Source organism: Mycobacterium sp. ENV421 (assembly GCF_002887815.1).
Taxonomy (GTDB): domain Bacteria; phylum Actinomycetota; class Actinomycetes; order Mycobacteriales; family Mycobacteriaceae; genus Mycobacterium.
In genome coordinates this window covers 370,316-397,181 of the sequence record NZ_PDHO01000002.1, presented here as the reverse complement: position 1 = coordinate 397,181, position 26,866 = coordinate 370,316, and the positions used below count along the sequence as shown (strand labels likewise).

At 65.2% G+C, this 26,866-nt stretch carries 26 protein-coding genes; 12 read left to right on the top strand and 14 right to left on the bottom strand.

Annotation, left to right across the window (positions count from 1 at the left end):
* Positions 1–77: 77 nt before the first annotated feature.
* The 3 genes from CRM90_RS04135 to clpX all read left to right on the top strand — a co-directional run bounded on the left by CRM90_RS04135 (position 78) and on the right by clpX (position 2,922).
* Positions 78–665, top strand: a complete 588-nt coding sequence (locus CRM90_RS04135; protein WP_102805706.1) for an ATP-dependent Clp protease proteolytic subunit — start codon at positions 78–80, stop codon at positions 663–665.
* The gene (locus tag CRM90_RS04130; RefSeq protein ID WP_036344341.1) at positions 658–1,305 is read left to right on the top strand and encodes an ATP-dependent Clp protease proteolytic subunit; all 648 of its coding nucleotides are present in this window, start codon (positions 658–660) and stop codon (positions 1,303–1,305) included. The genes CRM90_RS04135 and CRM90_RS04130 overlap by 8 nt, the downstream gene beginning before the upstream one ends.
* Positions 1,306–1,641: 336 nt before the next feature.
* Positions 1,642–2,922 carry an ATP-dependent Clp protease ATP-binding subunit ClpX gene (clpX, locus tag CRM90_RS04125; RefSeq protein ID WP_083120235.1) on the top strand — a complete coding sequence of 427 codons (1,281 nt, stop codon included), beginning with the start codon at positions 1,642–1,644 and terminating at the stop codon, positions 2,920–2,922.
* A 14-nt stretch (positions 2,923–2,936) separates the two neighbouring features.
* Here the strand turns inward: clpX and CRM90_RS31425 are convergent, their stop codons facing one another.
* Genes CRM90_RS31425 through CRM90_RS04105 form a run of 4 tightly spaced genes read right to left on the bottom strand, consistent with a single transcriptional unit; the run spans position 2,937 to position 7,308 of the window.
* Positions 2,937–3,215 carry a hypothetical protein gene (locus CRM90_RS31425; protein WP_158248981.1) on the bottom strand — a complete coding sequence of 93 codons (279 nt, stop codon included), beginning with the start codon at positions 3,213–3,215 and terminating at the stop codon, positions 2,937–2,939.
* 2 nt (positions 3,216–3,217) lie between these two features.
* Complete coding sequence (gene fdhD, locus CRM90_RS04115; protein WP_102805704.1) at positions 3,218–4,042, bottom strand: formate dehydrogenase accessory sulfurtransferase FdhD; 825 nt, start codon at positions 4,040–4,042, stop codon at positions 3,218–3,220.
* Positions 4,030–6,372 carry an FdhF/YdeP family oxidoreductase gene (locus tag CRM90_RS04110; RefSeq protein WP_102805703.1) on the bottom strand — a complete coding sequence of 781 codons (2,343 nt, stop codon included), beginning with the start codon at positions 6,370–6,372 and terminating at the stop codon, positions 4,030–4,032. Before CRM90_RS04110 ends, fdhD begins: the two co-directional genes overlap by 13 nt.
* 36 nt (positions 6,373–6,408) lie before the next feature.
* Positions 6,409–7,308 (bottom strand): hypothetical protein, encoded by a 900-nt coding sequence (locus CRM90_RS04105; RefSeq protein WP_142391319.1) that lies wholly within the window; start codon positions 7,306–7,308, stop codon positions 6,409–6,411.
* A 347-nt stretch (positions 7,309–7,655) separates the two neighbouring features.
* On the opposite strand from CRM90_RS04105, the gene CRM90_RS04100 reads away from it, so the two are divergent.
* From CRM90_RS04100 to CRM90_RS04090, 3 genes are all read left to right on the top strand, one after another.
* The gene (locus CRM90_RS04100; RefSeq protein WP_102805701.1) at positions 7,656–9,830 is read left to right on the top strand and encodes a glutamine synthetase III family protein; all 2,175 of its coding nucleotides are present in this window, start codon (positions 7,656–7,658) and stop codon (positions 9,828–9,830) included.
* Positions 9,831–9,936: 106 nt separating this feature from the next.
* The gene (locus CRM90_RS04095; protein WP_036344352.1) at positions 9,937–10,305 is read left to right on the top strand and encodes a carboxymuconolactone decarboxylase family protein; all 369 of its coding nucleotides are present in this window, start codon (positions 9,937–9,939) and stop codon (positions 10,303–10,305) included.
* Between the two features lie 27 nt (positions 10,306–10,332).
* On the top strand, positions 10,333–10,953 hold the full coding sequence (locus tag CRM90_RS04090) for a DsbA family oxidoreductase (protein WP_102805700.1): 621 nt from the start codon (positions 10,333–10,335) through the stop codon (positions 10,951–10,953).
* Positions 10,954–10,959: 6 nt separating this feature from the next.
* On the opposite strand, the gene CRM90_RS04085 is transcribed toward CRM90_RS04090, so the two are convergent.
* Positions 10,960–11,292 (bottom strand): rhodanese-like domain-containing protein, encoded by a 333-nt coding sequence (locus CRM90_RS04085; RefSeq protein ID WP_102805699.1) that lies wholly within the window; start codon positions 11,290–11,292, stop codon positions 10,960–10,962.
* A 275-nt stretch (positions 11,293–11,567) separates the two neighbouring features.
* Between CRM90_RS04085 and CRM90_RS04080 the strand changes: the two genes are divergently transcribed.
* From CRM90_RS04080 to trxA, 3 genes are read left to right on the top strand one after another with little or no spacing between them, the layout of a single operon-like run.
* Positions 11,568–12,947: an MBL fold metallo-hydrolase gene (locus CRM90_RS04080; protein ID WP_102805698.1), complete on the top strand. Its 1,380-nt coding sequence runs from the start codon at positions 11,568–11,570 to the stop codon at positions 12,945–12,947.
* Positions 12,948–12,969: 22 nt separating this feature from the next.
* On the top strand, positions 12,970–14,172 hold the full coding sequence (locus tag CRM90_RS04075) for an NAD(P)/FAD-dependent oxidoreductase (RefSeq protein ID WP_102805697.1): 1,203 nt from the start codon (positions 12,970–12,972) through the stop codon (positions 14,170–14,172).
* Between the two features lie 50 nt (positions 14,173–14,222).
* Positions 14,223–14,582 carry a thioredoxin gene (gene trxA / locus CRM90_RS04070; protein WP_102805696.1) on the top strand — a complete coding sequence of 120 codons (360 nt, stop codon included), beginning with the start codon at positions 14,223–14,225 and terminating at the stop codon, positions 14,580–14,582.
* Between the two features lie 68 nt (positions 14,583–14,650).
* Here the strand turns inward: trxA and CRM90_RS04065 are convergent, their stop codons facing one another.
* The 8 genes from CRM90_RS04065 to iolC all read right to left on the bottom strand — a co-directional run bounded on the left by CRM90_RS04065 (position 14,651) and on the right by iolC (position 22,922).
* Positions 14,651–15,370 carry a dienelactone hydrolase family protein gene (locus CRM90_RS04065; RefSeq protein ID WP_102805695.1) on the bottom strand — a complete coding sequence of 240 codons (720 nt, stop codon included), beginning with the start codon at positions 15,368–15,370 and terminating at the stop codon, positions 14,651–14,653.
* A 26-nt stretch (positions 15,371–15,396) separates the two neighbouring features.
* On the bottom strand, positions 15,397–16,164 hold the full coding sequence (locus CRM90_RS04060) for an SDR family oxidoreductase (RefSeq protein WP_102805694.1): 768 nt from the start codon (positions 16,162–16,164) through the stop codon (positions 15,397–15,399).
* 118 nt (positions 16,165–16,282) lie between these two features.
* A complete protein-coding gene (locus CRM90_RS04055; protein ID WP_102805693.1) occupies positions 16,283–17,314 on the bottom strand; it encodes a Gfo/Idh/MocA family protein in 1,032 nt (343 codons plus the stop codon).
* A 16-nt stretch (positions 17,315–17,330) separates the two neighbouring features.
* A complete protein-coding gene (locus CRM90_RS04050) occupies positions 17,331–18,233 on the bottom strand; it encodes a sugar phosphate isomerase/epimerase family protein (protein WP_102805692.1) in 903 nt (300 codons plus the stop codon).
* A 12-nt stretch (positions 18,234–18,245) separates the two neighbouring features.
* Complete coding sequence (gene iolD / locus CRM90_RS04045) at positions 18,246–20,195, bottom strand: 3D-(3,5/4)-trihydroxycyclohexane-1,2-dione acylhydrolase (decyclizing) (protein ID WP_102805691.1); 1,950 nt, start codon at positions 20,193–20,195, stop codon at positions 18,246–18,248.
* Positions 20,196–20,197: 2 nt separating this feature from the next.
* Positions 20,198–21,073 carry a 5-deoxy-glucuronate isomerase gene (gene iolB / locus CRM90_RS04040; protein ID WP_102805690.1) on the bottom strand — a complete coding sequence of 292 codons (876 nt, stop codon included), beginning with the start codon at positions 21,071–21,073 and terminating at the stop codon, positions 20,198–20,200.
* A gap of 6 nt (positions 21,074–21,079) precedes the next feature.
* Positions 21,080–21,958 (bottom strand): Cgl0159 family (beta/alpha)8-fold protein, encoded by an 879-nt coding sequence (locus tag CRM90_RS04035; protein WP_102805689.1) that lies wholly within the window; start codon positions 21,956–21,958, stop codon positions 21,080–21,082.
* Entirely contained in the window at positions 21,951–22,922 is a 972-nt protein-coding gene (gene iolC, locus CRM90_RS04030) for a 5-dehydro-2-deoxygluconokinase (RefSeq protein WP_102805688.1), read from the bottom strand. The genes CRM90_RS04035 and iolC overlap by 8 nt, the downstream gene beginning before the upstream one ends.
* A 103-nt stretch (positions 22,923–23,025) precedes the next feature.
* On the opposite strand from iolC, the gene CRM90_RS04025 reads away from it, so the two are divergent.
* A complete protein-coding gene (locus CRM90_RS04025; RefSeq protein WP_286145614.1) occupies positions 23,026–23,808 on the top strand; it encodes a GntR family transcriptional regulator in 783 nt (260 codons plus the stop codon).
* A 77-nt stretch (positions 23,809–23,885) separates the two neighbouring features.
* On the opposite strand, the gene CRM90_RS04020 is transcribed toward CRM90_RS04025, so the two are convergent.
* On the bottom strand, positions 23,886–24,659 hold the full coding sequence (locus CRM90_RS04020) for a TIM barrel protein (RefSeq protein ID WP_199189764.1): 774 nt from the start codon (positions 24,657–24,659) through the stop codon (positions 23,886–23,888).
* Between the two features lie 132 nt (positions 24,660–24,791).
* On the opposite strand from CRM90_RS04020, the gene CRM90_RS04015 reads away from it, so the two are divergent.
* Together CRM90_RS04015 and CRM90_RS04010 are read left to right on the top strand one after the other, a co-directional pair.
* Positions 24,792–25,778 (top strand): substrate-binding domain-containing protein, encoded by a 987-nt coding sequence (locus tag CRM90_RS04015; RefSeq protein WP_102805686.1) that lies wholly within the window; start codon positions 24,792–24,794, stop codon positions 25,776–25,778.
* Between the two features lie 16 nt (positions 25,779–25,794).
* The gene (locus tag CRM90_RS04010; protein WP_102805685.1) at positions 25,795–26,853 is read left to right on the top strand and encodes an ABC transporter permease; all 1,059 of its coding nucleotides are present in this window, start codon (positions 25,795–25,797) and stop codon (positions 26,851–26,853) included.
* Positions 26,854–26,866: the final 13 nt, after the last annotated feature.

Here is a 26,866-nt window from a genome sequence, read left to right as displayed (position 1 = left end):
GGAGTGCGCTCCGCCGTGGGTTCGTTAGGGTCGGGTAGAACAAAGCCGTAGAAAGCAGGTATCAAGTCGTGACTCATATGCGTTCGGGCGCGCCAGGGCTGAACCTCACTGACTCGGTGTACGAGCGATTGCTCGCCGAGCGCATCATCTTCCTGGGGTCCCAGGTCGATGACGACATCGCCAACCGGTTGTGCGCGCAGATCCTTCTGCTGGCCGCCGAGGATCCGACGAAGGACATCAACCTCTACATCAACTCGCCGGGCGGCTCGATCAGCGCCGGCATGGCGATCTACGACACCATGGTGCTCGCGCCGTGCGACGTCGCCACCTACGCGATGGGCATGGCCGCGTCGATGGGTGAGTTCCTGCTCGCGGCGGGCACCAAGGGCAAGCGCTACGCGCTGCCGCACGCCCGCATCCTCATGCACCAGCCGTTGGGCGGGATCACCGGCGGTGCGGCCGACATCGCCATCCAGGCTGAGCAGTTCGCGCTCATCAAGAGGGAGATGTTCCGGCTCAACGCTGAGTTCACCGGCCAGACGATCGAGCGCATCGAGGCCGACTCGGACCGTGACCGCTGGTTCACGGCTCAGGAAGCGCTGGAGTACGGCTTCGTCGACCACATCATCACCCACGCGAACTTCAATGGAGCGACCAATGCCTGATTACACTGACGCGCGGCTCACGCCGCAGGGCCGCTACATCCTGCCGTCGTTCGTCGAACACTCCAGCTGGGGCGTCAAGGAATCCAACCCCTACAACAAGCTGTTCGAGGAACGCATCATCTTCCTGGGTGTTCAGGTCGACGACGCCTCGGCCAACGACATCATGGCCCAACTGTTGGTGCTGGAGTCGCTGGATCCCGACCGCGACATCACCATGTACATCAACTCACCGGGTGGCTCGTTCACCTCGCTGATGGCGATCTACGACACCATGCAGTACGTCCGCGCCGACATCCAGACGGTGTGCCTGGGGCAGGCCGCCTCGGCTGCCGCGGTTCTGCTGGCCGCGGGCACCCCGGGCAAGCGCCTCGCGCTGCCCAACGCCCGCGTGCTCATCCACCAGCCGTCGCTGGGCGGGGTCATCCAGGGCCAGTTCTCCGACCTGGAGATCCAGGCCGCCGAGATCGAGCGGATGCGGACCCTGATGGAAGAGACGCTGGCCCGCCACACCGGCAAGGATCCGGCTGTGATCCGCAAGGACACCGACCGCGACAAGATCCTCACCGCGGCCGACGCCAAGGAGTACGGGATCATCGACACGGTCCTGGAGTACCGGAAGCTCTCGGCTCAGAACGCTTGATGACGGTGGCTGCCGGGCCCACCCGGCGGCATCCGATGTTCGCGCCCGCCGCGGCCCGTCGGGTCGCGGCGTTCGGCGAACGCCTCGACGACACTGCACGGGTAGCGCAGCCGCGTGCCTCTCGGTTTGGTAACAGCGGCGACACGCCAAAACGTTCCGAGGCGACGAGAGCGGTGTCAGGGGATATGTTCACCATCACGCACGAATACCACTGGCGCGATTCGTCTTTATCTGTCGCACCGCGGCGGAGCAAGCGGGTAGCGTCGGGACAGAGCCCAACGCGGACTTGATAGCAACGATCGAAGACCCGGCGAAGGAAAGTAGGACCCCACCACCATGGCGCGTATCGGAGACGGCGGTGACCTGCTGAAGTGCTCGTTCTGCGGTAAGAGTCAGAAGCAGGTGAAGAAGCTCATAGCGGGTCCGGGCGTCTACATCTGCGACGAGTGCATCGACCTCTGCAACGAGATCATCGAAGAGGAGTTGGCCGACGCCGACGACGTCAAACTCGATGAGCTGCCCAAGCCGGCCGAGATCCGCGAGTTCCTGGAGAACTACGTCATCGGGCAGGACACCGCCAAGCGCACGCTGGCTGTCGCCGTCTACAACCACTACAAGCGGATCCAGGCACAGGAGAAACACCGTGACTCCCGCGCCGAGCCGGTCGAGCTGGCCAAGTCCAACATCCTGATGCTCGGCCCCACCGGCTGCGGAAAGACCTACCTGGCGCAGACGCTGGCCAAGATGCTCAACGTGCCGTTCGCGATCGCCGATGCCACCGCGCTGACCGAAGCCGGATATGTGGGCGAGGACGTCGAGAACATTCTCCTCAAGCTGATCCAGGCCGCCGATTACGACGTGAAGCGCGCCGAGACCGGCATCATCTACATCGACGAGGTCGACAAGATCGCTCGCAAGAGTGAGAACCCGTCGATCACGCGCGACGTGTCCGGCGAGGGTGTCCAGCAGGCATTGCTGAAGATCCTCGAGGGCACGCAGGCATCGGTTCCGCCGCAGGGTGGCCGCAAGCATCCGCACCAGGAGTTCATCCAGATCGACACCACCAACGTGCTGTTCATCGTTGCGGGTGCGTTCGCCGGGCTGGAGAAGATCGTCTCCGACCGTGTCGGCAAGCGCGGTCTGGGCTTCGGCGCCGAGGTGAAGTCCAAGGCCGAGATCGACACCCAGGACCACTTCGCCGAGGTGATGCCCGAGGATCTGATCAAGTTCGGGCTGATCCCGGAGTTCATCGGTCGTCTGCCGGTGGTGGCCTCGGTGACGAACCTGGACAAGGAATCGTTGGTGCAGATCCTGTCCCAGCCGAAGAACGCCTTGGTCAAGCAGTACACCCGGTTGTTCGAGATGGACGGTGTCGAGCTCGAATTCGCCGACGACGCCCTCGACGCCATCGCCGATCAGGCGATCCATCGCGGCACCGGTGCCCGCGGTCTGCGCGCGATCATGGAAGAAGTCCTGCTGCCGGTGATGTACGACATCCCCAGCCGCGATGACGTCGCCAAGGTCGTGGTGACCAAGGAGACCGTCCAGGACAACGTCCTGCCGACGATCGTGCCGCGCAAGCCTGCGCGCCCCGAGCGCCGCGACAAGTCCGCTTAGGCGTCGTACGGTTTCTACATGAAGAGACTCCGCCACCGGTCCGCGGTGGCCGCGGTAGCCGTCACTGTTGGCCTGCTGGGTATCACCACGGCCTGTAGTTCCAACGAGAAGCCTGCGCCGACGACCAGCACGCCGACGACGACCACCACCACCACCACGCCGGTCAGCAGCAGCGTGCCTGCGCCGCCCTCGCCGACGGAAAAGGGCTCGGACGGTGGCGGACCCAACAGCTTCTCGCCGACGGTGAAGGCCCCGCCGCCGCCGACGGCGATTCCGGGGAACAACTGACCCACGGTCAGTGGCGGATGCGGTCGGCCCGACTGTAGACGTTCATCGATTCCCCACGCAGGAACGCGACCAGCGTCAGGCCCGATTGGGTGGCGAGGTCGACGGCCAGTGAGGAAGGCGCGGACACCGCGGCCAGCACCGGAATGCCGGCCATAACCGCCTTCTGGGTCAGCTCGAACGACGCGCGGCCGCTGACCAGCAGCACCGTGGCACTGAGCGGGATGTGCTTGGCTTCCAGAGCCCACCCGATGACCTTGTCGACGGCATTGTGGCGACCGACGTCCTCGCGTACGGCGAGCAGCGCGCCGCCCGTCGTGAACAGCGCCGCCCCGTGCAGTCCGCCGGTGCTGGCGAAAACCTTTTGCGCCGAGCGCAGTTGGTCCGGCATCGCGGTCAATACCGAAGCCTGGACCGTCGCCGGGTCGTCGCCGGGGGAGTGCTGGCTGGTGAGTCGCACCGCGTCGATCGAAGCCTTGCCGCACACCCCGCACGAGGAGGTGGTGTAGAAGTTTCGGGTCACGTCGACGTCCGGCATCGGTACGCCGGGGCGCAGCGTCACGTCGAGGACGTTGTAGGTGTTCACCCCGTCGGCCTCCGCGCCGCGGCAATACCGCACGGTGAGCACGTCGTCGCGATGGGCGATGAGTCCTTCGGTCAGCAAGAAGCCCTGCGCCAGTTCGACATCGGATCCCGGTGTGCGCATGGTGACCGTCAGCGGGGTCCCGTTCACCCGGATCTCCAGCGGCTCCTCGACCACCAGCGTCTCCGGACGCTCGGTGGCAGTGCCGTCGTAGACGTGACTGGCCCGTCGCCGCGCGGTCACCCGGCCCATGCTGCGCCTTTCTCGGGGTTCTGGCCACCTGGTTCCAGCCGGATGACGACCGCCTTCGACACCGGCGTATTCGACCGGGCGGCAACGTGATCCAGGGGTACGAGGGGGTTGGTCTCGGGGTAGTAGGCGGCGGCGTTACCGACCGGCGTGGAGTAGGGCACCACCAGGAAGTCCTTGGCGCGGCGCTCCTGCAACTGGCCCGCGCCGTCGGTGAACTCCGACACCAGGTCGACGCGGTCGCCTTCGGCGAGGCCGAGGGACTCGATGTCGGTTGGGTTGACGAACACGACACGGCGCCCGCCCTTGACGCCGCGGTAGCGGTCGTCCAGACCGTAGATGGTGGTGTTGTACTGGTCGTGGCTGCGCAGTGTCTGCAGCACCAGCCGCCCCGGCGGTACCGGCACCCACTGCATCGGGTTCACCGCGAAGTTCGCTTTGCCCGTGACGGTCGGGAATTCACGGGAATCCCTTGGCGGATGCGGCAATTGGAAGCCATCGGGCTGACGCACCCGGGTGTTGTAGTCGGCGCAGCCCGGCACCACCTCGGCGATCGCGTCGCGGATCGTGTCGTAGTCGGCGGCGAAGCTCTCCCACGGGACCGGGTGATCGGCACCCAGCACGGTGCGGGCCAGCTGGCAGATGATCGCGACCTCGCTGCGGACCTGGTCGCTGGGCGGTGTCAGGCTACCGCGCGACAGGTGCACCATCGACATCGAATCTTCAACCGAGACAACTTGTTTGTGACCGTTCACCAGGTCGCGGTCGGTGCGGCCCAGGGTGGGCAGGATCAATGCCGTGCGCCCGTGCACCACGTGGCTGCGATTGAGCTTGGTCGAGATCTGCACGGTCAGCGCGCAGGTGCTCAGCGCCGACTCGGTGACCGCGGTGTCCGGGGTGGCCGAGGCGAAGTTGCCGCCCATCGCGAGGAACACCGAAGCCCGGCCGTCGCGCATCGCCCGGATCGCGTCGACGGTGTCGAAGCCGTGCTTGCGGGGACTGGCGATGCCGAATCGGGTGTCGAGCGCGGCAAGGAACGGCTCGGGCGCCTTCTCCCAGATCCCCATCGTGCGGTCGCCCTGAACATTGGAGTGACCACGCACCGGGCATACCCCGGCGCCGGGCTTTCCGATCATGCCGCGCAGCAACAGCAGGTTGGTCATCTCGGCGATCGTCGCGACGGCGTGGGTGTGCTGGGTGATACCCATCGCCCAGCACACGATCGTCCGCTGCGACGCCGCGAGCATGCCGGCGACCCGGTCGAGCTGCGCGCGGTCGATACCGGTGGCGTCGGTGACGGTGTCGAGGTCGACCGAGCGGGCCTCGGCGAGATACTCGTCGAATCCGTGGCAGTGCGCGTCGACGAATTCGCGGTCGATCACACTGCCGGGGGCGCGGTCGTCGGCCTCCACCAGCAGCCGGCCCAGCCCCTTGAACAGGCCGAGGTCACCCCCCAGGCGAATCTGGACGAACTCGTCGGCGATCGGCACACCATGCCCGACCACCCCGTGGACCTTCTGCGGATCCTTGAATCGGATGAGGCCCGCCTCGGGGAGCGGATTGACGGCGATGATCTTGGCGCCGTTGGCTTTCGCCTTCTCCAGCACGTACAGCATCCGCGGATGGTTGGTGCCGGGATTCTGCCCGGCGATCACGATCACGTCGGCGTGCTCGATGTCGTCGACGGTCACCGAGCCCTTGCCGACGCCGATGGAGTCGATCAGCGCGGTGCCTGATGATTCGTGGCACATGTTGGAGCAGTCCGGCAGGTTGTTGGTGCCGAAGCTGCGCACCAGCAACTGGTAGAGGAACGCGGCCTCGTTGCTGGTGCGGCCGGAGGTGTAGAAGACGGCCTCGTCCGGGGATGCCAGGCCGGTGAGGTGGTCGGCGATCAGCTGGTAGGCGTCGTCCCACCCGATCGGGGTGTAGTGCTGCGCACCGGGGCGAAGGACCATCGGGTGAGTGAGCCGCCCCTGCTGGGACAGCCAGTACTCGGGCTTGGCGGCCAGCTCGGCCACCGAATGGCGGGCGAAGAACTCCGGGGTGACCCGGCGCTTGGTGGCCTCCTCGGCCACCGCTTTGGCGCCGTTCTCGCAGAACTCGGCGAGCTTACGATTGTCGTGTTCCTCGGGCCACGCGCACCCGGGACAGTCGAAGCCGTGGCGTTGGTTGATCCGTGCCAGGGTGGACAGGGTTCGGACCGGACCCATCTGCTCCAGGGCGCGCTGCATGGTGACCACCACGGCCTTCACCCCGGCGGCCTCGTCTTTGCGCTCGCTGACGTTGACGGCTCGTTCGTCATAGTCGGCGGGGATGTCGCGGCCGGTGCTCATACCCTCAAATCTAGGCCGCCGTGCCGGCCGCCGACACTAACGGGCGGACTTGGCGGTCCCCTTGCTGCCCGTCGGGCGGGTGTCGCGTGCTCGAGGCGAATCGCTGGGCCGGCGGTTGGCGGTGGCTGTGGCGGACGGCGCGGCGGGAGACGAGTGCCCGGGTCGGGCTCCCGCGACGCCTCGCGCCGACGTGGCGTAGGCGGTGGCGCGCGTGGTGCTTGCGTCGACCTTGGTGGTGTCGCCGGCTGCCGGGAGGCCGTTCGGAGTGCGGAGGGCCCGGGCTGCGGCCGGGGCCACGGCTGCCGAGGAGGATCCGCCGGTGAGGGTGGCCGAGATGGACTGCAGCACATTCCTGACGACGTCGACCATCATGGCGATGCCCTTGGCTGCGGCGGTCACCACCTCAGTGATGCCGGCTTGCACGGCCGCCCCGAATCCATCCGAACCCCCTGCGGCGGCGGTCTTGATGAAGGCATCCACCACCGCCCCGACGACTGGTAACGCCGCTTCGGGAATGGCCGCGAGAACCGTGAACGCACCGCCGATCACGGTGGCAGCCAACGCAATCACCGGGCCGATCTGAGTCAGTATCCCCGACAGCGGTGAGCTCAGGTCGCCGCCGGTCGGCGGGGACAGGAGCAGGCTGACATTGACCATTGCCTCGCCCAGCGGCGTGCCTTGCGCCAGTTGATCGAGCAACTCGGTGTTGATGAACTGCATCGTCGCGGCAGCGTCTGGGTTGAACGCGGCCAGCGCCGTCATGATCGCCAAAACCTGTGGCAGGCCGAAGGGTATCGACACCCCGGGGGCCGCAGCCGCCGAGCCCGGCTGAACGTTGTTCCATGCAGCGCTATCCAGGCTGGTGAGTTCGAACACGGTCGTCTGCGGGGCCGTCGGTGAGATCGGCGAACCGTGCGCATCGAGTGACGGCGCCACCGCCACGACGACACATACGGCTAACGGTGCGATGACGGTTGATCGAAGCATGACTACCCCCGAAGTTGAATTCAAATCTCCCTGTACCAGGTATACGACGTGTCATTCCTTGCTGAACAAAAATTTGGCAACTCGTCAATATTTCTTTTTTAGCTGATCTACGTGCATAAATACCAGTTGAACCTGGCATTTGTTTGCCCAGGTTCAGTTTGCGGATAGTTGTTGCGGATCAGGCCGCATTCTGTCGTTGACGCAGGCGTAACGAGATCGGCATGGAAGCGACCTAACGTGGGCCGGTCACACGCCCGCGAGCAGACGGGGGCGTCTTGGGTGCAGAGGAAAGACAGTTGAGCGGTAACGCGGCCCGCCTTCAGGCGATCGTCAATGTCGAGGCGTACGAGCCTCCCCCTTTCAGCTTCGATCCGGGCGAAGCGCCAGGCGAGATCTTCGGCGCCAACGTCTTCACCCTGGCCGAAATGCGGCTTCGGCTGCCTAAATCGGTTTACAAGTCGGTCGTCGCGACCATCGAGAAGGGCGCGAAGCTCGATCCGGCTGTCGCCGACGCCGTCGCCTCGGTGATGAAGGACTGGGCATTGTCGAAGGGCGCGACCCACTACGCGCACGTCTTCTACCCGATGACCGGTCTCACCGCCGAAAAGCACGACAGCTTCCTGGAGCCGGTGAGCGACGGCGCGACACTCGCCGAATTTGCAGGCAAGACCCTGATTCAGGGCGAGCCCGACGCATCGAGCTTCCCGTCGGGCGGTCTGCGCAGCACGTTCGAGGCGCGCGGGTATACCGGCTGGGACGTCACCAGCCCGGCCTACATTCTGGAGAACCCGAACGGCAACACCCTGTGCATCCCGACCGTGTTCGTGTCGATGACCGGTGAGGCGCTCGATTTCAAGACCCCGCTGCTGCGTAGCCAGCAGGCGATGGGTGCACAGGCTGAGCGAATCCTGAAGTTGTTCGGCCACAAGGATTTCGATCACATCGTGTCGTTCTGCGGCCCTGAGCAGGAGTACTTCCTGGTCGACCGGCACTTCTTCCTGGCTCGTCCCGACTTGATCAACGCCGGCCGCACGCTGTTCGGTGCGAAACCGCCCAAGGGTCAGGAATTCGACGACCACTACTTCGGCGCCATTCCCGACCGGGTGCTGGCGTTCATGATGGACACCGAGCGAGAGCTGTTCAAGCTCGGCATCCCGGCCAAGACCCGCCACAACGAGGTCGCTCCAGGCCAGTTCGAGATCGCGCCGATGTTCGAGCGGGCCAATATCGCGGCCGACCACCAGCAGCTGCTGATGACGACGTTCCGCAACATCGCCAAGAAGCACGGCATGGAGTGCCTGTTCCACGAGAAGCCGTTCGCCGGTGTCAATGGTTCTGGCAAGCACGTCAACTTCTCGATGGGCAACGCTCAATTCGGCAGTCTGCTGGTGCCGGGTGATACCCCACATGAGAACGCCCAGTTCCTGGTGTTCTGTGCCGCAGTGATCCGTGCCGTGCACAAGTTCGGTGGGCTGCTCAGGGTCTCCGTGGCCTCGGCCACCAACGATCACCGACTTGGCGCGAACGAGGCACCGCCGGCCATCATCTCGATCTTCCTCGGCGCTCAGCTGGCCGACGTGTTCGAGCAGATCGCCAAGGGAGCGGCCACCTCGTCAAAGGGCAAGGGCGTCATGCACATCGGTGTCGACACGCTGCCCGAGCTGCCGACCGATCCGGGCGACCGAAACCGGACCAGCCCATTTGCGTTCACCGGCAACCGATTCGAGTTCCGCGCGCCAGGCTCGGGGCAGACGATCAATGTCCCGATGATCATCCTCAACACCATCATGGCCGATTCGCTCGACTACATGGCCACCGTGCTGGAGACGGCCGTCGCAGGCGGCGAGAGCTTCGACGAGGCGGTGCAGAAGCTGCTCACCGAGATCATCACCGAGCACGGTGCAGTCGTGTTCAACGGCGACGGTTACTCGGAGAACTGGCAGATCGAGGCGGCCGAGCGCGGCCTGCCGAATCTCAAGACGACACTCGATGCCATTCCGCAGCTGGTGACACCGGAGGCGATCGAGGTCTTCGAGCGGTACGGGGTCTTCAACGCCCGGGAGCTGCACAGCCGCGAAGAGGTCCGGTACGAGACATATGCCCTGACGGTCAGCGTCGAAGCCAAGTTGACCCTCGAGATGGGCTCGACCGTGATCCTGCCTGCGGCCGTTCGATACCAGACCGAGTTGGCGCAGAACGTCGCGGCGCTGAAAGCGGCCGGGGTGGAGGCGGACACCACCTTGCTGGAGACCGTGTCCACGCCGATTTCGGAGCTGACCGCCGCGTTGGCCGCACTCAAGGAAGCGCTGGGTGCACACGGCGGCGATACCGCGAAGGAGGAGGCCGAGCACGCGGCGAGCTTGCTGCCGCTGATGGATGCGGTGCGTGCGGCCGCGGACACGTTGGAAAGCCTTGTTGCCGACGACCTCTGGCCGCTGCCCACCTACCAGGAGATGCTCTACATCCTCTGAAGTTGCGATGTCGATGCCGACGCCCGGGAATCTCGGGCGTCGGCATTGTCGTCGTAGGGTCGAAAGTCCCTGCTGTTTTGCCTGCCTGCGACATAGGGTTGCGCGCATGACGGATCATGATCACCACTCGGATGTGCTCAGCGAACTGAACCCACAGCACCGGGCCCTGCGCCAGATGATTCCCGAGGTCTACGACGGGTTCGGTGCGCTGAGTCGGGCGGCGATGGGCGGCGGCGCGGTCGAGGCCAAGATCAAGGAACTGATCGCGATGGTGATCGGGGTCGTCCAGGGCTGCGACGGATGCATCGCCTCGCACGCCCGTGGTGCGGCCCGCGCGGGTGCCACCAAGCAGGAGGCGGCCGAGATCATCGGTGTCAGCATCATGATGCACGGCGGCCCAGCCACCATCTACGGCGCGCGCGCCTACACGGCTTTCTGCGAATTCGCCGACGCCGCTGGACCTCAGCCGTCGTAGCGCCTTGGTTTAACGTAGGAGGCGATCATGCGTACCGTCGAGGTCTTTGCCGACGTCCTGTGTCCATTCACCCACGTTGGGCTGCGGACGCTGGTCGACCGGCGCGGTGACCGCGGACTGGCCGAACCACGCCTGCGTATCCGAGCCTGGCCGCTCGAATTGATCAACGGCAGCCCGCTTGACCCCGACCACGTCGGTGCTGAGATCTCGGCGCTGCGGTCGTCGGTGCGTCCCGACCTCTTCGGGGGCTTCACGCCCGATGCTTTCCCGAGAACGTCGATGACGGCATACGCGCTGGCCGCTGCTGCTGACCGCGTCGGCGACCCCGTGCTGATCGAAGAAGTCGGCTTAGCGCTGCGCAACGCGATTTTCGAAGAGGGGCTTGATATCGGGCGAACTGAAGTGGTCGAATCCATCGCCGATCGCTTCGGCCTGGCACCTCTCGATGCGGAGTCGACGTTGGTTGCGGTCCAAGCTGATTGGGATGAGGGCCGCGCTCGGGGTGTGGTGGGCTCACCGCACTTCTTCACCGAGGACGGTGGGGACTGGTTTTGCCCCGGGCTGGCAATCAGCCGCGACGATGTCGGCAACTTCGTCGTCGCCTGGAAACAGGGCACGGAGGCGTTCGTCGAACGCGTCTTCGGCTGATCCCAGTCAGATGACGGTGCCGGGCGCACCGTTATCGCGGATTACGGGTTGCCCGATCCGCTGCCAAGCCCCCATACCGCCGACCAGGTTGTAGACGGTCAACCCGGCAGCTGCGAGTTTCGTTGCCGCCGAGCCGGATCGGTTCCCCGACCGGCACACCGCCACAATCGGCGCGGCTGTCTCGAAGGTGCGTGCGTCCAAGTCGCCGAGTCGCACATGAATCGCTCCAGGAGCGTGTCCGGCGCTCCACTCGTCGTCCTCGCGAACGTCAAGCAGGACGGCGCCGGCGTTGTTGACAAGCTCCATCGCGCCGGTGGGGTCGATCTCCAACACATTCATCACACTCGCCTTTCACTCGGATGGCCGAATCGATGCGCCGGCCGGGATGCCTGGGATGCCAGAAGGGGCGGTGTTCACCGCGGACCGTCCTGGCTTCCTCCGATAGTCACATTATATACCCATGGGGGTATATAGAGGAGGGGTTCAGCACCCGCGGATTGTCTGGTCCGTCACAGTTCGAAGCATCGGAATAAGATACCCCCTGGGGTACATTATGATACCCATAGGGGTATAGCCAATATGGCGATGCCGACAGACCAAGAAGGAAGACGGCGATGATTCTGCAGCAGTACTACCTGGACTGCCTGTCCCACGCTTCGTACCTGATCGGTGATGAAACCACCGGCCGTGCAGTCGTTGTCGACCCGCAGCGTGACGTGGCGGAGTATGTGGCCGATGCCAAGAAGCGTGGGTTGACCATCGAGTTGGTGATCGAAACCCATTTCCACGCCGATTTTCTGTCCGGCCACCTGGAGCTGGCCGCGGCGACCGGGGCGAAGATCGTCTACTCCTCGGTCGCGGAGACCGAGTTCGACTCCATGGGCGTTGCCGACGGCCAGCGCTATTCTCTCGGTGACGTCACGCTGGAGTTCCGACACACTCCCGGCCACACGCCGGAGTCGATGAGCGTGGTGGTCTACGAGCACGCCGGCGATTCCGTTCCCTATGGCGTGATGACCGGGGACACCTTGTTCATCGGCGATGTCGGCCGGCCTGATCTACTCGCCTCGATTGGATTCACCCGCGAGGAGCTCGCCGACAAGCTGTACCACTCGCTGCACGACAAGCTGATGACGCTGCCTGACGCGACGCGGGTGTATCCCGCACACGGTGCCGGCTCGGCCTGCGGCAAGAACCTGTCAACGGACCTGTGGTCGACGATGGGTGACCAGAAGGCGACCAACTACGCGCTGCGCGCACCTGACAAGACGACGTTCGTGAGCCTCGTCACCGAGGGTCAGCCGCCCGCACCCGGGTATTTCGTCTACGACGCCATCCTCAACCGCAAGGATCGCGGACTGCTGGATGAGACCAAGATGCCACCCGCCATGACCTACGACCAGGTCCGTGCCGCGATCGACGGCGGCGCCGTCCTGGTGGACGGGCGAACCCCTGAGGAATTCGCCCAAGGCCATCTTCGCAGCGCGATCAACATCGGACTCGAAGGTCGTTATGCCGAGTTCGCCGGATCGGTGCTTCCGTCCGACGTCGACATCGTCCTCTTGACCGAACCCGGTCAGGAACTGGAAGGCAAGAACCGGCTCGCCCGGATCGGTTTCGATCGGGTGATCGGCTACCTGGATAAGCCTTTCGAAGTGATGTTCAAGAATCCCGGCGACGTTGCAGTTGCCTCCCGGCTGACCGCCCAGGCATTCGATCAGCGCGCCGCGGAGCTGGCTGATCTACAGATTGTCGACGTGCGCAACCCGGGTGAGGTCGCGGCGGGCGCTGTTCCGAATGCCATTGCGATTCCGGTCGGCCAGTTGCCTTCCCGATTGGATGAACTGGATCCCACCAAGCCCACCGTCGTGTACTGCGCCGGCGGCTACCGGTCGTCGGTCGCCGCGAGCCTGTTGCGGCAGAACGGTTTCCCCGATGTGAGCGACATCCTGGGCGGCTATGGCGCCTGGGACGACGCCCACCAGAACGCCTGATTTTCCAAGGAGGACAGACACCATGACCATCACAGCCAAACATCAGATCCTGATCGTCGGCGGCGGAACTGCCGGTATCACCGTCGCGGCGCGGATGCTCCGTAAGGGCTACACCGACGTCGCCGTGATCGAACCGTCGAGCAAGCACTACTACCAACCGTTATGGACGTTGGTCGGCGCCGGACAGGCGAAGGCCTCGACGACCGAGCGCGACGAGTCCTCAGTCATGCCCAAGGGTGCCACCTGGATCAAGAACGCCGCCAGTGCCTTTGCCCCCGACGACAACACGGTGACATGCGTCGACGGAGCGACCTACGAGTATGACGTGCTCGTCGTGAGTCCGGGCATCCAGCTCGACTGGAACCGCACCGAGGGCCTGGAGGACGCCCTGGGCCACGACGGGGTCTCGTCGAACTACCGGTTCGACCTCGCGCCGCGCACCTGGGACTTCATCCGTAACCTGCGTTCGGGAACCGCGGTGTTCACCGTTCCGTCCGGCGCCATCAAGTGCGCCGGCGCCCCGCAGAAGATCGCCTACCTGGCATCGGACTATTGGCGCAAGCAGGGAGTGCTCTCCGACATCGACGTCCACCTGGTCATGCCGGGTGCGCGGCCGTTCGGCATTCCGGCGATCGCGGACAGCCTCGACAAGGTCATCGCCGACTACGGAATCACCTTGCATACCAGTTCCGAAGTGACGTCGGTCGACGCCGCGGCGCGCAAGGTCGGCATCACCAGCGTCGCCCCCGGCGGGACGGACACCATGCTGCCGTACGACGTATTGCACGCCGTCCCGCTGCAGTCGGCGCCCGACTGGATCAAGACCAGTCCGCTGTCGACCGGTGACGCAATGGGCTACGTCGATATCGACAAGCACACAATGCAACATGTGCGGTACCCGAATGTGTTCAGTCTGGGTGACGCTGGTTCGTCGCCGAACTCAAAGACGGGTGCCGCGATCCGCAAACAAGCCCCCGTGGTCGCCGACAACATCGACGCGTTCTTGACGAAGCAGCCACTGCGGGCATCGTACGACGGTTACTCCTCGTGCCCGATCATCACCTCGTCGCACGCGATGCTGCTCGCCGAGTTCGACTACGACCTGCAGTTGGAACCCACATTCCCTCTGCTCAATCCGACCACGCCGCATCGCGCCTACTGGTACCTGAAGAAGTACGGGCTCCCGTTCATGTACTGGAATCTGATGCTCAAGGGCCTGGCTTAGCAATTCGCTTGCAACACAGAAGACTTGCATCCCAAAGGAAAGGAATCACAATGACAACCAGCAACCTGACCGCCGCCGACTTCGAAGCGACGGTCACCGAGAATCCAGTTGTGCTCATCGACTTCTGGGCTTCCTGGTGCGGCCCGTGCCGCGCCTTCGCTCCGGTCTTCGACCGCTCGTCGAAATCGCACCCCGACGTGGTTCACGCCAAGGTCGACACGGAAGCGCAGCAGGAACTCGCCGCCGCGCTGGAGATCCAAGCCATCCCGACGATCATGGCGTTTCGCGACGGCATCCTCGTCTACCGCCAGCCGGGTGCGATGCCGGCTGCCGCACTCGAGGACCTGATCACCCGGGTCAAGGAACTCGACATGGAAGACGTCCGCGCCAAGATCGCCGCGAAGTCCTGAATGGTGTTCGGCCCCAACACCTGAAAGTTGCCCGAGAGCGGGACGCTCGACGGTCGTACTCGGGAGCCTCAGCTACCGGCCGGCCCGGAATCCCTGAGGTGTTCGCCGAAGAACGCGAACACCCGCTGCCAGGCGTCCTCGGCTTCGGGGCGTGAATAGTTCATCTTCACCACGCGTTCGATGACCTTCACCGGTCGCGGGGTGTCCCAGTTGTTCATGAAGGAATGCCCGACGGTCGGATATTCCTTGATGTCGCGCGGCACGTCGTTGGTCGACAGCAGGTCTTCCAGTTTGTCGGCCGCACCCTTGAGCATCCAGTCCTTGGCGCCGTAACTGGCCACGGTCGGGCACGAGTTCGGGATCGCCGAGATGTCCGAGGGCCATTCCCCGTAATTGGGGGCCGAGGCGTCGAAGTGCCCGGTCGGTGCCAGCACGAGGCAGAACCCACCGCCCATGCAGAATCCGATCACGCCGACTTTGCCGTTGCACGCCGGGTCGGCTACCAGGTGGTCGCGGGCGGCGATGAGGTCATCGACGGCGGTCCCTTTGCCGTTCTTGAACGCCTGCAGGGTGCGCACCACGCAGAGCAGCCGATTACCCCGGTGATACAGCGCCGGGGTGATCGCGAGGTAGCCGTTGTCGGCGAACCGGTCGGTGATGCGTTTGATGTCACCCGTCATGCCCATCGCGTCGTGCACGATCACGACGCCGGGCCACGGTCCGTCGCCGGCCGGCCGTGCTTGATAGGCAGGCAGCGGGCCCGCCGGAGCGGGAAACGTGGTCTCCATGGAAGGGCATCTTGCCCGTTAGGTGATCAACTCCGCCAGGGGTTGTTGCCGGCGTCCCAGGCTTTCTGGATGTCCGGGTAGATCGACGTCTGATCGGTGGGTACCGAATTCTTCGTCATCCGGGTGCGCTCGTCGGCCAGGACCTCGGGCGAGCCGCCCTCGATGGCGTCCATGGTCTGGGCCGCGACGTCCTCGGGTGCGATCTTCGGGCCGTCGATCACCGCGGCCATATCGGTGTCGATGAACCCGGCGTGCACACCGACGACATGCGTGCCCTGGCCATGCAACTCAATCCGCAGCGCGTTGGTCAACGCCCACTCGGCGGCCTTGGAAGCCCCGTAGGAGGCGTTGAAGGGAGAGACGAAGAAGCTGACCACCGAGAGCATATTCACCAGTGCGCTGCCGCCCGGCTGTGCGGCCAGGACGGGCGCGAACGCGCGTGCCATCGCCAGCGTGCCGAAGTAGTTGGTCTCCATCTCGACCCGGGCGGCATCGGGATCCTCGGCGGTCAGGAACGGCGACTGCAGCATGGCGCCGGCGTTGTTGATCAACACCGACACGTCGGCGCAGGCCTGCGCCGCGGCGCGCACGGCGTCGCCGTCGGTGATGTCCAGGGCGACCGGTACCACCCGCGAATCGTCGAACGCGACGCTGCTCGGGTTACGGGCGGCGGCGTAGACCTTGGTGGCGCCGCGGTCCAGCAGCGCCTGGGTGAACGCCCGGCCGAGGCCGCGGTTGGCGCCTGTGACCAGTGCGATGCTGCCGTCGATGGCTTTGCCGTTGGTTGCGGCCATGGTCTGCTCCTCGGTGTCGGTTACCTGGGGTCAACACCTACCGGCAGGCGCGGTATTTCGCGACGTAGTCCGTCATCGTCGCCAACTGGTAGCGCGAAAGCTCGCGAGCGTTCTCATCTCACGCGCCCGTGATCGTCTCGCGGGCCACCATCTGAACCTCAACCGGCATGCCGCCGCGCAGCGACTGGACGCCGGCTTCGCATACCGCCGCGGCGGCGTAGCCGTCCCACGCCGACGGGCCGTCTACGTAATTTCCGGTCGATGACCCGTGCCGCACGGCGTCCACCCAGCGCTGGAACTCCGTGTCGTAGGCCTGCCCGAAGCGTTCCCGGAAGCCGGGCGTGATCTGGCCACCCCAGGTGCCCGGCGTGGTCTTGCGGATCAGGCCGACGTCCAAACCGATCATGGCGCTGCCCTTTTCGGCAACCACCTCGGTGCGTACCTCATAGGCCACACCGGTGGTCACGAACAGCTCGACATCAACATGCTTGCCAGATGCGGTGCGCATGATGGCGATCTGCGGGTCGGCCACCCCGTCGGGCGCCCCCGGGTTGGCCGACGGCGTGATGATCTGGATGGAGACGATCTCTTCGTCGAACAGGAAGCGCGTCACATCGACCTCGTGCACCAGCGAGTCGCGGACGATCATCGCGCTGTCGAATGACGGCGGCACGGCGGGGTTGCGGTGCGCACAGTGCAACACCAGCGGGCGGCCCAGTTCGCCCGAGTCCAGCATCGCTTTCAGCGCGGCGTACTCGTGGTCGAAGCGGCGCATGAAACCGACTTGGATGAGCCGCTTTCCGAGCTCGGCCTCACGTTTGACCACCTCCAACGAGGTCTCCACATCGGTGGTCAGCGGCTTCTCGCACAGCACCGGCTTGCCGTGCTCCAGGCAGGCCAGCAGTTGCTTCTCGTGGGCGGGTCCCGGCGTGGCCAGCACGACGGCGTCGACGTCCGGGTCGGCGATGGCGTCCAGCGGATCGGCGACCACCCGGCAACCCGGCAGGCCCGCAGCGATCTGCTCGGCCTTGTCGGTGAGGTAGTCATTGAGGACGGTCACATGGGCGCCGGAGATCGTCGACGTCAGGCGGGCGACGTGGTCGGCGCCCATGATGCCGACACCGAGTACGGCGACACGAAGGTCAGACATGGCGTGATCTCCTGAACTAAAAGCGGACGGACGGGACGCCGCAGGATCCGAGGTAACTGCGGGTGCGCGTGGCGATGGGCAGTGGAGCGTCGACCTCGCACGGGTACATGTCCTGCTCGACGATCGCGAACACGTCGATGCCGAGCTTCTCGATCTCGGCGAGAAGCGGTGGCATGTCCGGGATTCCGCGTGGCGGCTCGGTCATCGCGCCGAGCTTGACGGCCTCGCCGAACGGCAGGTCCTCGGCTTCGACCTTGGCTCGCACTTCCGGATCGACCTGCTTGAGGTGAAGGTAACCGATGCGCTCGGGTGCGCGGCGGATGATCGCGATGTTGTCGCCGCCGCAATAGGAGATGTGACCGGTGTCCAGGCACAGGTTCACGAATGCGCCGTCGGTGCTGTCGAGAAAGCGGTAGACGTGCTCCTCGGTGTCGACGTGACTGTCGGCGTGCGGGTGGTACTGCGCGCGCACCCCATACTGCTCGAACATCGCCTTGCCCAGTTCGTTCATGCCCTGCGTCTTCTTGCGCCACTGCTCGGGTGTCAGAGTTCGGTCTTCCAGCACCGCGCCGGACGACGGGTCGCGCCACATCTCCGGGATCACCACGACATGCTTACCGCCAACGGCGGCAGTCAGTTTCGCGACGTCCTCGATCTGCTTCCAGACTGCGGACCACGAATCGTCGTGATGCAGGTGTTCGAAGACCGTCCCCGCCGAAAGCTTCAGGTTGCGCGCCGCCAGCTCATCCGAGAGCTGCTGAGGGTCGGTGGGCAGGTAGCCGAACGGACCCAGTTCGATCCACTGGTAGCCCGACGCAGCGACCTCGTCGAGGAACCGGGAGTACGGGCTCTGCTGCGGATCGTCGGGGAACCACACACCCCAGGAGTCGGGAGCGGAACCGACGATGATAGTGCTCACGGTGCGTGCCTCTTAGCGATCGGACGGGTTGATAAGAGGGCGTTGAACTTTCTTCCAGTCCGCATACCGTTGGTAGGCCTGTTGAGTGGAGGCCAACGTTGATTCCTGGCTGACCGGTACGTCCCACCAGCTTTGACTGTCGGGCGCATAAATCAACGGATCGGTCTCCACATGAATGACGGTGACGCGCTCCGATGCCTTGGCCGTCTTGACCGCGTCGGTGAACTCCGCGGCCGTGCCCACCTTGATGACGTCGGCGCCCAGGCTGGCGGCATTGGCGGCCAGATCGACCGGCAGCGTGTCGCCGTCGAGCCGGCCGTCGTCCGTCCGGTACCGGTAGGCGGTACCGAATCGTTGCGAACCCAGTGACTCCGAAAGCCCACCGATGGAGGCGAATCCGTGGTTCTGCACCAGGACCGGGATGATCTTGATGCCCTCCTGGACGGCGGTCACCAGCTCGGTGGCCATCATCAGGTAGGAGCCGTCGCCGACCATGACGAACACGTCGCGGTCGGCGTCGGCCATCCGTACGCCGATACCGCCGGCGATCTCGTAACCCATGCACGAGTAGCCGTATTCGACGTGATAGCCCTTGCGGTCGCGGGCGCGCCACAGCTTGTGCAGGTCCCCGGGCATCGACCCGGCCGCGCACACCACCACATCACGGGGATCTGAGAGTGTGTTGACCAGGCCGATGACCTGATTCTGGTTGAGCGGCGCACCGTCCTCGCAGCTGTACGCCGACGATACGGTGTCGTCCCACTCGGCGGCCAGTTCGGTTACCCGGGAACGATATTCGTCGCTGACGGTGTAGCCCTTGAGTGCGGTACCCAGCGCGTCGATGGCTTCCCGGGCATCCGACACGACGCTGACGCCGCCCTGTTTCACCGAATCCAGCGAGGCGACATTGATGTTGACGAACCGGACGTCGGGGTTGTTGAACGCGGTGCGCGATGCCGAGGTGAAATCGCTGTAGCGGGTTCCGATCCCGATGATCACGTCGGCGTCGGCGGCCAGTGCGTTGGCCGCCGTGGTTCCCGTCGAGCCGACGGCCCCGACCGACTGCGGATGGTCGAAACGCAGTGACCCCTTGCCGGCCTGGCTTTCGGAGACCGGGATGCCGGTCTGCTCACAGAACGCGGCCAGGGCGTCTTCGGCTTCCGAGTAGTGCACGCCGCCACCGGCGATGATCAGCGGCTTGGTCGCGGCGGCGATGATCTCGGCGGCGCGGGTGATCACCGCACGTTCCGGCTGCGGACGGGCGACGTGCCACGTGCGTTCGGCGAACAGCGATTCCGGCCAGTCGTGGGCTTGCGCTTGCACATCCTGGGGGATCGATACGGTGGCCGCTCCGGTTTCGACCGGGTCGGTGAGCACGCGCATGGCACCCAGAAGTGCGGCGGGCAGCTGCTCGGGTCGCCACACCCGATCGAAGTAGCGTGACAACGGCTTGAACGCATCGTTGACCGTGACGTCACCGGAGGACGGCAGCTCGAGCTCCTGCAGCACGGGTGAACTGACCCGGGTGGCGAAGGTGTCGGCAGGCAGCAGTAGCACCGGCAGCCGGTTGATGGTCGCCAACGCCGCACCGGTGAGCATGTTGGTGGATCCGGGTCCGACGCTCGCGGTGACGGCCCAGGCCTCCAGGCGGTCCTTCTGCCGGGCGTACGCGACGGCGGTGTGCACCATGGCCTGCTCGTTGCGGCCCAGCACATATTTGAGACCCGGCGGGCGACCGGCCGCCAGCGATTCGACTTCGTCCTGCAGCAGCGCCTGACCCAGGCCGGCCACGTTGCCATGGCCGAAGATGCCCAGGCATCCGGCGAAGAACTTCCGGCGTACCCCGTCACGCTCGACGTACTGGTTGGCAAGGAACCGAATGGTGGCCTGTGCCACGGTGAGTCGCACGGTGCCTTCGGAGTCGGCCAGCTTCTCGGTCGACTTCGGCGCGGTGGATACCACGATCAGACTCCTTGCCCGGACGGGCTGCCCATCGGCAGCCGGGGATCGACCTGCTGGTGTTCCCAGCTGCCGCGCAGCCAGGTGTGGTTCGGGTCGTCACAGATCAGCCAGGCCCGGTTCGGTCCGGAGCCGGCCATCACGTTGAGGTAGTACATGTGGTGGCCGGGCGCGGCGATCGACGGACCGTGGTAGCCGTGCGGTACGAGCACCACGTCGCCCGAGCGGACTTCTTCGAGCACCTCGATCGGGCGCTGCGGGGTGCCGTAGACACGGTGATAGCCGAAGCCGGGGGTGCCTGCCGGGCTGTCGGCGATCTCGAAGTAGTAGATCTCCTCGAGCTGCGTCTCGACGTCGCTGTTCTCCTCATGCTTGTGCGCGGGATAGCTCGACCAATTGCCGCCGGGGGTGATGACCTCGCAGGCGATCAGCGAGTCGGCCTCGAACGTGGTTGCGGTGCCGAAGTTGTGCACCTGGCGGCTACAGTTGCCGGCCCCGCGTAACTCGACGGCCACGTCGGCTGCCGCGACCCGGCGGTTCGGGAAGGACCGGGTGGCGCGCGCCCCACAGATCGCGAAGCGGCCTTCACCGGTCAGCGTGAACGTCTGGTCGATGCCGAGGTAGACCATGTCGGCAGGCCCGTCGAAAACCGATTCGCGCCCTGACAGCTCGAATGTGTCTCCGGCACAGTCGATCCTGCCGCCCCCCGATAGCGGCAGGATCATCACCTCGGTACCGCCGGTGGTCAGCTCGATGGTTTGGCTGTCATCCAGTTCCACCACCTGTAGCGAGGACTCCGCCCATCCCGCGGACTCGGGCGTCACGTCGACGGTGAACGGCAACTCGGCGCTGCGGGCGGGAATGTAGTACTTGCTGTTCATCCGTTGTCACCTCACCATCGCCACGGCTGTCGCGACCGCGGAACTCACATCGTCATCCGTCGGATACAGCAGAGTGCGGCCGACGATCAGACCCCGCACCGACGGCAGCGACAATGCCTTCTCCCAACTGGCGAACGCCTCGTCGGGATCGGCGGGGTCGCCGCCCAGCAGGAGAGTCGGCAAGGTCGTGGAGTCCATCACTCGCTCCATGTCGTCGACGACCGGCAGCTTCATCCAGGTGTAGGCCGACGTCGATCCCAGCCCCTGGCTGATATGGATGGACTTGATCACCGCATCGGGGCTCAGGTCGTTGCGCACCTTGCCGTCGACCCGGCTGGACAAGAACGGTTCGAGCATCGCAATCAAGCCGTGGGCGGCCAGCTCGTCGACGGCCTGCGCGCATGCGGCCAGGGTGGTGACTGTGCCCGGATCGGCGAGGTCGATGCGGCACAACATCTTTCCGCCGTTCATCTTCGCCGCGGCAGTCGATGCGGCGGTCGCGGCCGTCATCCGGTCGTCGAGCTCGAAACAGGCGCCGGCCAGGCCGCCGCGATTCATCGAGGAGAAGACCACCTTGTCCTCGAGTGCGCCGAGCAGCAGCAGGTCATCGAGGATGTCGGAGGTGGCCAGCACCCCGTCGACGCCGGGATCGGCGAGCGCGCAGCGCAGCCGGTCGAGCAGATCGGTGCGGCTGTTCATCGCGGTGGGCCGTGCGCCGACGGCCAGGGCGCCGCGGGCCGGATGGTCGGCGGCGACGATCATCAGCCGTCCGTTGCCGCGCAGGACGGGCCGGGTGGTGCGCTCCTGCCACGCCCGCGCGATCGCGGCTGGGTCGGTAGCGCGCAGATCGGTGATGTCCGCGTAGTCCTTGCAGACGTTAGACATTCACGGCCCCCACCGCCGTCTGGTCGGCGAGTTCGGCCACCTCGTCAGCGGTTGGCATCGCCGTCGAGCATTCCAGCCGCGACGCGACGATCGCGCCGGCCGCGTTGGCGTAGCGCAGCGTCTTCTCCAGCGGCCAGCCATGCAGCAGGCCGTGGCACAGGCTGCCGCCGAAGCTGTCGCCCGCGCCGAGGCCGTTGACGACGTCGACGTCCACCGGCGGCACCGTCACCGAGGCGCTGCGGGTCTTGCCCAGCACCCCGCGCGGGCCCTGCTTGACGATCGCCAGCTGGACGCCGAGGTCGAGCAGTGCGTCGGCGGCCTTGTGCGGGTTGGTTTCCCCGACGGCGATCTCACACTCTTCGCGGTTGCCGACAGCGACTGTCACGTGGGCCAGTGCACGCTGAACCTGCGCGGTGGCGGCGGCGGGGGAGTCCCAGAACATCGGCCGGTAGTCGAGGTCCAGAACCGTCAATGGTCTGCGTGCGCGCGCCTCCCACGCCGCGAAATGCGCACCGCGGCTGGGCTCTTCGGAGAGACCGGTGACGGTCGACCAGTACAGCCGGGCGTTGCGTACGGTGTCGAGGTCGATGTCGGCGGCGGTGATCTGCAGATCGGGCGCCGACGGCTTGCGGTAGAAGTACAGCGGGAAGTCGTCCGGCGGGAAGATCTCGCAGAAGGTCACCGGAGTCGGGTATTGCGGGTCAATGGTGACATAGCGGTTGTCCACGCCGAGGCGGCTCAATTCGTCACGGACGAACCGGCCGAACGGATCTGCGCCGACTCCGGAGATCAGCGCGGTGCGGTTGCCCAGTCGCGCGGCGGCCACCGAGACGTTGGCTGCGCTACCGCCGAGGAACTTGCCGAAGGATTCCACGCGTTCGAGCCCGACGCCGATCTGCAGCGGATAGATGTCGACGCCACTGCGCCCGATGGCGAGTACGTCGAACGGTGCGTCAGTAGTCACGTCAGCTCTCTTCAGGGCTCGGTGGGGACTTGTGTACGAGCGTGCCCCGCGTCACAGCGCTATGTCAATACTTTGTCCTGACATTCTGTCTTTTGCTCAATAGATGTTAGAGTGCAGCTACTGTTGGGTTTTCGAGTTCGAGATCGGAGTCGATGTGCCGTTGGCGGTTGAACTGGACAGGTCAAGCCCCGTTCCCCTGTACTACCAGCTCTCCCAGGCAATCGAGGCGGCAATCCGTAGTGGCGAACTCGCGCCGGGCGACCGTTTCGAAAATGAACTCGCATTGGCCAAGAGGTTGACGCTGTCGCGGCCGACCACGCGGCGAGCCATTCAGGAACTCGTCGACAAGGGTCTTCTGGTGCGCAAGCGGGGTGTCGGAACCCAGGTCGTCCAGAATCCGGTCCATCGCCGCGTCGAACTGACGAGCCTGTTCGACGACCTGTCCCGGGCGGGACAGGACCCCACCACCCAACTGCTGGAGTACCACGTCGGTCCGCCGAACGAGGACGTCGCGCGTGAACTGAGTCTTGCCGAGGGTCGCGAGGTCGCCTGCATCAAACGACTCCGCTGCGCCAACGGTGAGCCGCTGGCCCTGATGACCAATTACCTTCCGGTCGAGATCGCCCCGGATGCCGAGGAACTGGAACGCAGCGGGCTGTATCAGTCACTGCGGGGCCGCGGCGTCCATATCCGGCTGGCCAGCCAGCGCATCGGCGCGAGGGCGGCCAGCCGAAGTGAAGCACGACTGCTCGACGAGAAGCCGGGCGCGCCGCTGCTGACCATGGACCGCACGGCATTCGACGATTCCGGCCGCGCCGTCGAATTCGGTACACATTGCTATCGCGCCGCCCGGTACTACTTCGACACCACGCTCGTCGACCGCTGACGTTCTAGTTCTTGCGCGAACAGACAGAAACTCCCCCGAACGTTCGGCGTATCGGGGGAGTTTCTGTCTGTTCGGCGTCAGGAGAAGGCGGCGCGGAAGGCCGCCAGCGCCTCGTCACTGTCATCGGCTGCCCATGCCTCCAGGCCGATCGTGCCGCGATAACCCATGTCGCGCAACGCCGTTGCGATCGCGGGGTAGTGGATCTCGCCGGTGCCCGGCTCGCATCGGCCCGGTACGTCAGCCACCTGGATCTCGCCGATCACCGAGCCGCACCGGCGCACCAGCTCCACGAGATTCCCCTCGCCGATCTGGGCGTGGTAGAGGTCGAGCATCATCTTGACGTTCGGGTGGTCGACCCCCTCGACGAGCGCGAGCGTGTCCTTGGCGCGGGCCAGGGGGACGCCGGGGTGATCGACGATCGTGTTCAGGTTCTCCACGCAGAACGTCACGCCCGCGGCGGCGCCGAGTTCTCCGATCCGTTCCAGCGTGTGCTGCGCGGTCAGCCACATCTGCCCGGAGGCCCGCTGCCGTGGCCGGGCGGCCTGACCGTTGACGAGTTCTGCGGTGTGCAGGTTCAACCGCGGCACGCCTAGCGTCTCAGCGGCTTTGATGCTCAGCTGTGCGGTCTGCACCACCTCGTCGGCTCCGGCCGGGTCGATCAGATCGCCGTGCAGATACCCGGTCATCGACGAGAACCGCGCGCCGGTTGCGGCGAGTGCGGGGAGGTCCTTGTCGTGCCAGCTCCAGATCTCCACCGCGAAGCCCAGCCCGTGGATGCGTCGCACCCGCTCGAGAAGCGGCAGATCGCGAAACACCATCTCAGCGCATACCGCCAGGTCAAAGTCGCTCACCCCGGCACCCTAGCATTTGACCTGCAGTCCGAATGTCCTAACAAAGTATTGACTTTCTGCTGTGAGCCGTATTACATCGAGGCAAGGGCGTGTCGTGGGCGACGAACACCGCGATGGAGACAAGGAGTCGGCATGAAGTTCAATCGGCTAGCGGCTGTGGCAGGGGTGAGCGCGGTCGTGATCGGGCTGGCTGCCTGCTCCGCCACCGGCGGCAAACCGCGGGACAACGGAAGCGGTTCGGGCGGCGGCACCGTCGACACGCCACGGATGACCATCGCGATGATCACCCACGAGGCGCCCGGTGATTCCTTCTGGGATCTCGTCCGCAAGGGTGCCGAGACCGCTGCCAAGAAAGACAACCTCGAGCTGCGCTACTCCAGCGATCCCGAGGCGCCCAATCAGGCCAACCTGGTCCAGAGCGCAATCGACAGTGGTGTCAAGGGTATCGCCGTGACACTGGCCAAGCCGGACGCGATGAAGGCCGCCGTGCAGAGCGCCGAATCCAAAGGCATCCCCGTGGTTGCGTTCAACGCCGGCCTTGACGCCTGGCAGGCGATGGGCGTCAAGGAGTACTTCGGCCAGGACGGCTACATCGCCGGCCAAGAGGCGGGCAAGCGGCTGCAGTCCGAAGGCGCCAAGAAGGTGGTGTGCGTCATCCAGGAACAGGGTCACGTGGATCTCGAAGCGCGCTGCGCAGGTGTGAAGAACACCTTCCCCGCAACGGAGATCCTCAACGTCAACGGCAAGGACATGCCGTCGGTGGAATCGACGATCACCGCGAAGCTCCAGCAGGATCCGGGCGTCGACGCGGTTCTGACTCTCGGGGCGCCGTTCGCGCTGACCGCAGTCCAGTCGGTCAAGAACGCAAACAGCAACGCCAAGGTTGCCACCTTCGACACCAACGCGGCGCTCGTCGACGCGATTCAGAAGGGGGACGTGCAGTGGGCCGTCGATCAGCAGCCATTCCTTCAGGGCTACTTGGCCGTCGACTCGCTGTGGCTCTACCTCAGTAACAAGAACATCATCGGCGGCAACCAGCCGACCCTGACTGGGCCGTCCTTCATCGACAAGTCCAACATCGACGCCGTGGCCGAATTGGCCAAGGCCGGAACCCGATAGCGACCTGGGGACAGACATGAGTACGCAAGCAGATCTCGAGGTCGGCGACCACAAAGTCGTTCACGACGAACGGGTCAAGGAACGGAATCGGCTGCAGCGCCTGTTGATTCGGCCTGAGATGGGCGCGGGCATCGGCGCAATCGGGATCTTCATCTTCTTCCTCATCGTGGCCGACCCGTTCCGGCAGGCCTCGTCACTTGCCACGGTCCTCTACGCCAGCTCGACCATCGGGATCATGGCCTGCGGCGTCGCGGTGCTGATGATCGGCGGTGAGTTCGACCTGTCGACGGGCGTGGCGGTGACGTTCAGCTCGCTCGCGGCGTCGATGCTGTCCTACAACCTGCACCTCAATCTGTGGGCGGGTGCCGGCCTCGCCCTGATCCTGGCGCTGGGCGTCGGGTTCTTGAACGGCTTCCTGGTGATGAAGACCAAGATCCCGTCGTTCCTGATCACCCTGAGCACGTTCTTCATGCTGGCCGGCATCAACCTCGCCGTCACCAAACTCCTTGCCGGACAAGTCGCCACGCAAAGCGTGAACGACATGCAGGGTTGGGACTCGGCGCAGAAGGTGTTCGCCTCGTCGTTCACCCTGTTCGGTGTGAGCATCCGCATCACGGTGGTGTGGTGGCTGGTGTTCACCGCGGTGGCCACCTGGGTGTTGTTCAAGACCAAGATCGGCAACTGGATCTTCGCGGTCGGTGGTGATGCCGAAAGCGCTCGCGCGGTGGGTGTTCCGGTGACCAAGGTCAAGATCGGGATGTTCATGTTCGTCGGCTTCTGCGCCTGGTTCGTCGGCATGCACCTGCTGTTCGCGTTCAACACGGTGCAGTCCGGGCAGGGCATCGGCAACGAGTTCTTCTACATCATCGCCGCGGTGATCGGTGGCTGCCTGCTGACCGGCGGCTACGGCACCGCCGTCGGGGCCGCCATCGGCGCGTTCATCTTCGGCATGACGAATCAGGGCATCGTCTACGCGGGCTGGAACCCCGACTGGTTCAAGTTTTTCCTCGGCGCGATGCTGCTGTTCGCGGTGATCGCCAACAACGCTTTCCGTAATTACGCCGCCAAGAGGTGAGAGAAGTGACTGC

Bases quoted from the DNA above. Each gene is read 5' to 3' on its own strand.
- CRM90_RS04135 (WP_102805706.1), top strand. From the start codon at position 78: ATGCGTTCGGGCGCGCCAGGGCTGAACCTCACTGACTCGGTGTACGAG.
- CRM90_RS04130 (WP_036344341.1), top strand. From the start codon at position 658: ATGCCTGATTACACTGACGCGCGGCTCACGCCGCAGGGCCGCTACATC.
- clpX (WP_083120235.1), top strand. From the start codon at position 1,642: ATGGCGCGTATCGGAGACGGCGGTGACCTGCTGAAGTGCTCGTTCTGC.
- fdhD (WP_102805704.1), bottom strand. From the start codon at position 4,042: ATGGGCCGGGTGACCGCGCGGCGACGGGCCAGTCACGTCTACGACGGC.
- CRM90_RS04110 (WP_102805703.1), bottom strand. From the start codon at position 6,372: ATGAGCACCGGCCGCGACATCCCCGCCGACTATGACGAACGAGCCGTC.
- CRM90_RS04095 (WP_036344352.1), top strand. From the start codon at position 9,937: ATGACGGATCATGATCACCACTCGGATGTGCTCAGCGAACTGAACCCA.
- CRM90_RS04090 (WP_102805700.1), top strand. From the start codon at position 10,333: ATGCGTACCGTCGAGGTCTTTGCCGACGTCCTGTGTCCATTCACCCAC.
- CRM90_RS04085 (WP_102805699.1), bottom strand. From the start codon at position 11,292: ATGAATGTGTTGGAGATCGACCCCACCGGCGCGATGGAGCTTGTCAAC.
- CRM90_RS04080 (WP_102805698.1), top strand. From the start codon at position 11,568: ATGATTCTGCAGCAGTACTACCTGGACTGCCTGTCCCACGCTTCGTAC.
- CRM90_RS04075 (WP_102805697.1), top strand. From the start codon at position 12,970: ATGACCATCACAGCCAAACATCAGATCCTGATCGTCGGCGGCGGAACT.
- trxA (WP_102805696.1), top strand. From the start codon at position 14,223: ATGACAACCAGCAACCTGACCGCCGCCGACTTCGAAGCGACGGTCACC.
- CRM90_RS04065 (WP_102805695.1), bottom strand. From the start codon at position 15,370: ATGGAGACCACGTTTCCCGCTCCGGCGGGCCCGCTGCCTGCCTATCAA.
- CRM90_RS04060 (WP_102805694.1), bottom strand. From the start codon at position 16,164: ATGGCCGCAACCAACGGCAAAGCCATCGACGGCAGCATCGCACTGGTC.
- CRM90_RS04055 (WP_102805693.1), bottom strand. From the start codon at position 17,314: ATGTCTGACCTTCGTGTCGCCGTACTCGGTGTCGGCATCATGGGCGCC.
- iolB (WP_102805690.1), bottom strand. From the start codon at position 21,073: ATGAACAGCAAGTACTACATTCCCGCCCGCAGCGCCGAGTTGCCGTTC.
- CRM90_RS04035 (WP_102805689.1), bottom strand. From the start codon at position 21,958: ATGTCTAACGTCTGCAAGGACTACGCGGACATCACCGATCTGCGCGCT.
- CRM90_RS04025 (WP_286145614.1), top strand. From the start codon at position 23,026: ATGTTAGAGTGCAGCTACTGTTGGGTTTTCGAGTTCGAGATCGGAGTC.
- CRM90_RS04015 (WP_102805686.1), top strand. From the start codon at position 24,792: ATGAAGTTCAATCGGCTAGCGGCTGTGGCAGGGGTGAGCGCGGTCGTG.
- CRM90_RS04010 (WP_102805685.1), top strand. From the start codon at position 25,795: ATGAGTACGCAAGCAGATCTCGAGGTCGGCGACCACAAAGTCGTTCAC.